5 protein-coding genes are annotated in these 6262 nt (G+C 69.0%); 4 read left to right on the top strand and 1 reads right to left on the bottom strand.

Annotation, left to right across the window (positions count from 1 at the left end; all coding sequences use genetic code 11):
• Nucleotides 1-72: 72 nt before the first annotated feature.
• On the bottom strand, nucleotides 73-1452 hold the full coding sequence (locus tag AVW11_RS35030) for a cysteine desulfurase/sulfurtransferase TusA family protein (protein WP_076047040.1): 1380 nt from the start codon (nucleotides 1450-1452) through the stop codon (nucleotides 73-75).
• A gap of 282 nt (nucleotides 1453-1734) precedes the next feature.
• On the opposite strand from AVW11_RS35030, the gene ctaC reads away from it, so the two are divergent.
• The 4 genes from ctaC to AVW11_RS35010 all read left to right on the top strand — a co-directional run bounded on the left by ctaC (nucleotide 1735) and on the right by AVW11_RS35010 (nucleotide 6207).
• On the top strand, nucleotides 1735-2709 hold the full coding sequence (gene ctaC / locus AVW11_RS35025; protein WP_030849350.1) for an aa3-type cytochrome oxidase subunit II: 975 nt from the start codon (nucleotides 1735-1737) through the stop codon (nucleotides 2707-2709).
• Nucleotides 2706-4436 carry an aa3-type cytochrome oxidase subunit I gene (gene ctaD / locus AVW11_RS35020; RefSeq protein ID WP_060178191.1) on the top strand — a complete coding sequence of 577 codons (1731 nt, stop codon included), beginning with the start codon at nucleotides 2706-2708 and terminating at the stop codon, nucleotides 4434-4436. Before ctaC ends, ctaD begins: the two co-directional genes overlap by 4 nt.
• Nucleotides 4433-4831: a cytochrome c oxidase subunit 4 gene (locus AVW11_RS35015; RefSeq protein WP_030849356.1), complete on the top strand. Its 399-nt coding sequence runs from the start codon at nucleotides 4433-4435 to the stop codon at nucleotides 4829-4831. Before ctaD ends, AVW11_RS35015 begins: the two co-directional genes overlap by 4 nt.
• Nucleotides 4832-4962: 131 nt before the next feature.
• Nucleotides 4963-6207: a L,D-transpeptidase gene (locus AVW11_RS35010; RefSeq protein ID WP_030849359.1), complete on the top strand. Its 1245-nt coding sequence runs from the start codon at nucleotides 4963-4965 to the stop codon at nucleotides 6205-6207.
• The last annotated feature ends 55 nt before the right edge of the window (nucleotides 6208-6262 follow it).

The following is a 6262-nucleotide window of genomic DNA, read 5'->3' as shown; positions in this document are numbered from 1 at the left end:
GCCCCGGCCGGACCCCACCCGCGGGTCCGGCCGGGGTCCGGCCGGGCCGTGCCTTCGCTGGTGGGGGAGGGGCTACGACCGGCGGCGGACCGTGTAGGCGGTGCCGGCCGGGCGGGGGGTTTCGCCCAGGTAGTCGTGCCCCCGCATCGCGCACCACGCCGGGATGTCCAGCCGGGCCACCTCGTCGTCCGACAGGACGGTCACCGTGCCGCCCACCGGGACCCGGGCGATGGCCCGGGCCAGCTCGATCACCGGCTGCGGGCACCGCAGCCCGAGCGTGTCGAGCTCCAGGGCGTCCGCCTCCGGCGCCTCCGCGGGCGGCTCCGAGACCCCGAGCCGCTCCCGTACGCCCGCCACCGCACCCGGCAGCACCTCCAGGAACGCGTTGACCTCCGCCGCCGGGGTCCCCGGCGGCAGGGACACCCGTACGTTCCCCTCGGACAGCACGCCCATCGCCCGCAGCACATGACTGGGGGTCAGTGTGGAGCTCGTGCAGGAGGAGCCCGAGGACACCGAGAAGCCCGCCCGGTCCAGCTCGTGCAGCAGCGCCTCCCCGTCGACGTACAGGCAGGAGAACGTGACCAGGTGCGGCAGCCGCCGGTCCGCGTGGCCGACCACCTCGACGTCCGGGACCAGCCGCACGACCCGGCGCCGGATGCGGTCCACCAGGACCCGCAGCCGGGCGGCCTCCGCGTCCGCCTCCGCCCGCACGGCCCGCAGCGAGGCGGCCGCCGCCACGATCGCGGGAAGGTTCGCGAAGCCGGGGGAGCGGCCCGACTCCCTTTCGTCCGCGGGGCCTTGGGGTGAGAACCGCACCCCCTTGCGGACCGCCAGCAGGCCCACCCCGGGCGGGCCGCCCCATTTGTGCGCACTCGCGGCCAGGACGGACCAGGCGCCCCCGACGGGCCCCCAGCCCAGCGACTGCGCGGCGTCCACCAGCAGGGGCACCCCGGCCGCCCCGCAGACCTCGGCCACCTCGGCCACCGGCTGGACCGTGCCCACCTCGTGGTTGGCCGACTGCAGGCAGGCCAGGGCGGTCGCCGGGAGCAGCGCCTCCTCGTACCCGGCGGCGGACACGGCACCCCACCGGTCCACCGGGACCTCGGCGACGCTCCCGCCGCGCGCCTCGTGCGCCGCGGCCGCATGCAGTACAGAACTGTGTTCGACCGCCGATACGACCAGATGGCCGCCGACGCGTCGCCGCCCGGCGAGGACGCCCGCGATGCCCGTGTGAACCGCGTGCGTCCCCGAAGGAGTGAACACGAGCTCGTCGGGGCGGCATCCCACCGCCTCCGCGGCGGCCTCCCGCGCCGCGTCCAGGAGCAGTCGTGCGCGCCTGCCCTCCCGGTAGAGCCGGGCCGGGTCGGCCCAGCCCTCGTCCAGGGAGGCCTGCAACGCCTGCCGGGCCACGGGGTGCAGGGGAGCGGCGGACGCGCTGTCGAAGTACGGCATCCGGCCACGCTAGCGCCGGCCCCGGGTGTTCGAGGTCAGGGGGCGTCAGAAGGGCCCCGGAGACCGCCATTCAGGGCCATTCGCACCGTCCCCCGTACGGCGGATCCATCCCTTCGGGGGCAGTAGCGGCGCGTTGGGCACCCTCCCCGCGCGACCCCAAATAGCGTCCAGTAGGGTTTGGTCCGCATAAACATCCAAACCCCTGCCTGCGTCAGGGCCGGCGACCGACCCGAACACGGCCGCGGCCGGCCGCGCGGGCCGAGACTCTCGGGAAGGCGCTACGTGAGTCCCTACGGCTCCGACCGCTCGCCGCGGCGCCCGATGCGGCGGAAGCTGCTGCAGGCGCTGACTGCGGGCGTGGTCCTGGCGACCGCCACTGGTTGCTCGTATACATGGAAAGACTTCCCCCGCCTCGGAATGCCGACTCCGGTAACCGAGGAGGCGCCGCGCATCCTCTCCCTGTGGCAGGGATCCTGGGCCGCCGCGCTGATCACGGGCATCCTGGTGTGGGGCCTGATCATCTGGAGCGTCATCTTCCACCGGCGCAGCCGGACGAAGGTGGAGGTCCCCCCGCAGACCCGGTACAACATGCCCATCGAGGCGCTGTACACGGTCGTCCCGCTCATCATCGTCTCGGTGCTCTTCTACTTCACCGCGCGTGACGAGTCGAAGCTTCTCGCCCTCACCCCGAAGCCGCCGCACACGATCAACGTGATCGGCTTCCAGTGGAGCTGGGGCTTCAACTACATCGAGAACGTCGACGGCGACGCGGCGACCCCGAAGGCCGGTGCGGTTCCCAAGGAGCTCGCCTCCATCCCGGACCGCTTCACCAAGGACTTCCCGGCGGGCGCCGAGGGCGTCTACGAGAAGGGCGTCCCGAGCGACCGCAACCCGCAGACGGGCAACCCGGGTCCGACCCTGGTCCTCCCCAAGGGTGAGAAGGTCCGCTTCATCCTGTCGTCGAACGACGTCATCCACTCCTTCTGGGTGGTCCCCTTCCTGTTCAAGCAGGACGTCATCCCGGGCCACACCAACGTCTTCGAGGTCGTCCCGAGCCAAGAGGGCACCTTCATGGGCAAGTGCGCCGAGCTCTGCGGCGTCGACCACTCCCGGATGCTCTTCAACGTCAAGGTGGTCTCGCCCGAGAAGTACCAGGAGTACCTGAAGGGCCTGGCGGAGAAGGGTCAGACCGGCTTCCTCCCCGCCGGCATCCAGCAGACCGACCCGGCCCGGAATGCGGAAGTGAACAAACTGTGAGCATCCTCAACGAATCCCAGGGTGCCGCCGCAGCTGACTCGTACGAGAACGAGCTGCCGGTGCGGCGCAAGCAGCCGGGCAACGTGGTCGTGAAGTGGCTCACCACCACCGACCACAAGACCATCGGCACGATGTACCTGGTCACCTCGTTCGTGTTCTTCATCATCGGCGGTCTGCTGGCGCTCTTCATGCGCGCCGAGCTGGCCCGTCCGGGCACGCAGATCATGTCGAACGAGCAGTTCAACCAGGCGTTCACCATGCATGGCACGATCATGCTGCTGATGTTCGCCACCCCGCTGTTCGCGGGCTTCGCCAACTGGATCATGCCGCTCCAGATCGGTGCGCCCGACGTGGCGTTCCCGCGGCTGAACATGTTCGCGTACTGGCTGTACCTCTTCGGCTCGACCATCGCGGTGGCCGGCTTCGTGACCCCGAACGGCGCCGCCGACTTCGGCTGGTTCGCCTACTCCCCGCTGTCGGACGCGGTTCGCTCGCCCGGCATCGGCGCGGACATGTGGATCATGGGTCTGGCCTTCTCCGGCTTCGGTACGATCCTCGGCTCGGTCAACTTCATCACCACGATCATCTGCATGCGCGCCCCGGGCATGACGATGTTCCGCATGCCGATCTTCACCTGGAACGTGCTGCTGACCGGTGTCCTGGTCCTGCTCGCCTTCCCGGTCCTGGCCGCCGCGCTCTTCGCGCTGGAGTCCGACCGCAAGTTCGGCTCGCACATCTTCGACAGCGCCAACGGCGGCGCCCTGCTCTGGCAGCACCTCTTCTGGTTCTTCGGACACCCAGAGGTGTACATCATCGCGCTGCCGTTCTTCGGAATCGTCTCCGAGATCATCCCGGTCTTCTCGCGCAAGCCGATGTTCGGTTACATCGGCCTGATCGCCGCGACGATCGCGATCGCCGGCCTCTCGGTGACCGTGTGGGCCCACCACATGTACGTCACCGGCGGTGTGCTGCTGCCGTTCTTCTCCTTCATGACCTTCCTGATCGCGGTACCGACCGGTGTGAAGTTCTTCAACTGGATCGGCACCATGTGGAAGGGCTCACTGTCCTTCGAGACCCCGATGCTCTGGACGATCGGCTTCCTGGTCACCTTCACCTTCGGTGGTCTGACCGGCGTCATCCTGGCCTCGCCCCCGATGGACTTCCACGTCTCCGACTCGTACTTCGTCGTCGCGCACTTCCACTACGTCGTCTTCGGCACCGTGGTGTTCGCGATGTTCGCCGGCTTCCACTTCTGGTGGCCGAAGTTCACGGGCAAGATGCTGGACGAGCGGCTCGGCAAGATCACCTTCTGGACGCTGTTCATCGGCTTCCACGGCACCTTCCTGGTGCAGCACTGGCTGGGCGCCGAGGGCATGCCGCGCCGTTACGCGGACTACCTCGCGGCCGACGGCTTCACCACGCTGAACACGATCTCCACGATCAGCTCCTTCGTGCTCGGCCTGTCGATGCTGCCGTTCATCTACAACGTGTGGAAGACGGCCAAGTACGGCAAGAAGATCGAGGTCGACGACCCGTGGGGCTACGGCCGTTCGCTCGAGTGGGCCACGTCCTGCCCGCCGCCGCGGCACAACTTCCTCACGCTGCCGCGCATCCGTAGCGAGTCGCCCGCCTTCGACCTCCACCACCCGGAGATCGCGGCGCTCGACCACCTCGAGGACCACGGCGCCAAGGCGGCCGTCACCGGTGGCAAGGAGGCCGGCAAGTGAAGATCCAGGGCAAGATGTTCCTCTGGCTCTCCTTCTTCATCCTGATCATGGCCGTCGTGTACGGCGTGTGGTCGAAGGAGCCCGTCGGAACCACCGCGCTCTTCCTGGCCTTCGGCCTGAGCGTCATGATCGGCTACTACCTGGCCTTCACGGCCAAGCGCGTCGACGAGATGGCCCAGGACAACCTGGAGGCCGACGTCGCCGACGAGGCCGGCGAGCTGGGGTTCTTCTCCCCGCACAGCTGGCAGCCGCTCTCCCTCGGCATCGGTGGCGCGCTCGCCTTCATGGGCGTCATCTTCGGCTGGTGGCTCATGTACTTCTCGGCCCCGATCATCCTGATCGGCCTGTGGGGCTGGGTGTACGAGTACTACCGCGGTGAGAACGCGAACCAGTAGTCGAACAGCATCACCCGCGCGGCCCGGCCGCGCACCACGTGGGGCCCGGACACCTCTTCGGAGGAGTCCGGGCCCCTCGTTTGCAGTCACCCCGCGCGCCGTAATTGTCATATCTTCATAGCGTTGGCCCCATGAAGCACTCACCGCGTCTTTGGACGGTACTCAGCTGCTCCCTGCTGGTCGCGTCCCTCGGGGCCGGCGCCACCGCATGCGGGTCCGGCGACAACCCGCTGTCAGCCCGCCCGGTCGACGCGGGCGAGCAGGTCGCCTTCAACCAGACCGCCGGCAGCCGCCCCGTCGACCCCAACCGGCCCCTGGAGATCACGGCCAAGGCCAAGGGCAGCCGGATCACGGACGTCACGGCCGTGGACACCCACGGCCGCCGCCTGGCGGGCGAACTCAGCGCCAAGGGGGACCGCTGGCACAGCACCGTCCCCATGGCCGCAGGCGTCCGCTACACCGTCACCGTGAGCACGGAGGACGAGAGGGGCACCCCGGGCCAGCGCACGATGGCCTTCGACACCACCCCGTCCAAGGGCGTCCTGAAGGTCGAGTTCGGCCCCGAGGAGGGCAAGTACGGCGTCGGCCAGCCCCTCACCGCCGAGCTCAACGAGCCCGTCAAGGACAAGGCCGCCCGCGCCGTCGTCGAACGCGGCCTGATCGTCGACGCCCCGCCCGGGGTCGAAGGCGCCTGGCACTGGGTCGACGACAAGAACCTGCACTACCGCCCGAAGGACTACTGGCCCGCCAACACCACCGTCTCCGTACGGAGCAACCTGGAGGGCATCAAGATCACCGACGACCTCCACGGAGCCGCCGCCAAGCCGCTGAAGCTGGAGATCGGCGACCGCGTCGAGGTCACCACAGACGCCGCCGCCCACTGGCTGACGTTCAAGCGCAACGGAGAAGTGATCAATTCCATCCCGGTCACCACCGGCAAGCCCGGGTTCTCCACCCGCAACGGCATCAAGGTGGTGCTGGGGAAGCAGTACTACGTACAGATGCGCGGGGACACCGTCGGCATCGGCGGCAGCGAGTACTACAACCTGCCCGTCTACTACGCCACCCGCGTCACCTGGAGTGGTGAATACGTCCACGCCGCACCGTGGTCCATCGGCTCCCACGGCTACGCCAACGTCAGCCACGGCTGCACCGGCATGAGCACGGGCAACGCCGCATGGTTCTACGAGAACATCACCGAGGGCGACATCGTCCAGGTCATCAACAGCATCGGCGACGACATGGACATCTTCGGCAACGGGTTCGGGGACTGGAACATGGACTGGAAGGACTGGCGCGAGGGCAGCGCCCTCCTCAAGGGCACCCAGGAAGGCCGCAGCCACATCGACCAGGCCCGCCTCAGGCCGACGGTCTGAGCAGGCGGCGGGCCCCCGGACCCTGTCCGGGGGCCCCGCCGGTGTCAGGCCGCCG

It is taken from the genome of Streptomyces amritsarensis (genome assembly GCF_001953875.1).
In the GTDB taxonomy this organism is placed as follows: Bacteria; Actinomycetota; Actinomycetes; order Streptomycetales; family Streptomycetaceae; genus Streptomyces; species Streptomyces amritsarensis.
The sequence above is the reverse complement of the archived record's forward strand: the minus strand, read 5'-3'. Positions and strand labels throughout refer to the sequence as shown.

Bases quoted from the DNA above. Each gene is read 5' to 3' on its own strand.
- AVW11_RS35030 (WP_076047040.1), bottom strand. From the start codon at position 1,452: ATGCCGTACTTCGACAGCGCGTCCGCCGCTCCCCTGCACCCCGTGGCC.
- AVW11_RS35010 (WP_030849359.1), top strand. From the start codon at position 4,963: ATGAAGCACTCACCGCGTCTTTGGACGGTACTCAGCTGCTCCCTGCTG.